General features: G+C 63.2%; 1 protein-coding gene. It reads left to right on the forward strand.

Features of this window, described 5'->3' with window-relative positions; all coding sequences use genetic code 11:
* Positions 1–1,139, forward strand: a 1,139-nt coding sequence (gene glmS, locus ACWGS8_RS35140; RefSeq protein WP_454585202.1) for a glutamine--fructose-6-phosphate transaminase (isomerizing), incomplete at both ends; no start/stop codon positions are given.

The following is a 1,139-nucleotide window of genomic DNA, read 5'->3' on the forward strand; positions in this document are numbered from 1 at the left end:
AAGGTCGAGCGCAAGCGCCAGCAGTCGCTGTCGACCTCCTTCATGGTCGACAAGGGCAACCGCCGGCATTTCATGGAAAAGGAAATCCATGAACAGCCCGAAGTGATCTCGCACACGCTGGCGCATTATGTCGATTTCGTCTCCGGCGTCTCGAAGCCGCTCGACCTGCCATTCGATTTCGCCAGGATCGGCCGGCTGGCGATTTCGGCCTGCGGCACCGCCTATCTCGCCGGCCTGATCGGCAAATACTGGTTCGAGCGCTATGCGCGGCTGCCGGTCGACATCGATGTCGCCTCGGAGTTCCGCTACCGCGAGATGCCGCTGTCGGCCAACGATGCCGCCTTCTTCATCTCGCAATCGGGCGAGACCGCCGACACGCTGGCCTCGCTGCGCTACTGCCGCAAGGCCGGCATGAAGATCGGCGCCGTCGTCAATGTGCGCGAATCGACCATGGCGCGCGAATCCGACGTGGTGCTGCCGACATTGGCCGGCCCCGAGATCGGCGTCGCCTCGACCAAGGCCTTCACCTGCCAGCTGTCGGTGCTGGCCTCGCTTGCGGTGCGCGCCGGCGTGGCGCGCGGCGCGATCTCGAAGGAGCAGGAGAAGACCCTGGTGCGCGCGCTTTCGGAAGCGCCGCGCTATGCCAACCAGGTGCTCAAGCTCGAAGAGCAGATCGAGCGGATCGCGCGCGAACTGTCACGCTACAAGGACGTGCTCTATCTCGGCCGCGACACCAATTTCCCGCTGGCCATGGAAGGCGCGCTGAAACTCAAGGAAATCTCCTATATCCACGCCGAAGGCTATGCGGCGGGCGAATTGAAGCATGGGCCGATCGCGCTGATCGACGAGAACATGCCGGTCATCGTCATTGCGCCGCATGACCGCATTTTCGAGAAGACCGTGTCGAACATGCAGGAAGTGGCGGCGCGCGGCGGCAAGATCATCCTGATCACCGATGCCAGGGGCGCGGCCCAGGTGAGCGTCAAGACGATGGAGACGATCATCCTGCCGGACGTGCCAGAAATCATCTCGCCGATCATCTATGCGCTGCCGATCCAGATGCTGGCCTATTTCGCCGCCGTGTTCATGGGCACCGACGTCGACCAGCCGCGCAATCTGGCGAAATCCGTGACGGTGGA

Source organism: Mesorhizobium sp. 43Arga (genome assembly GCF_053714255.1).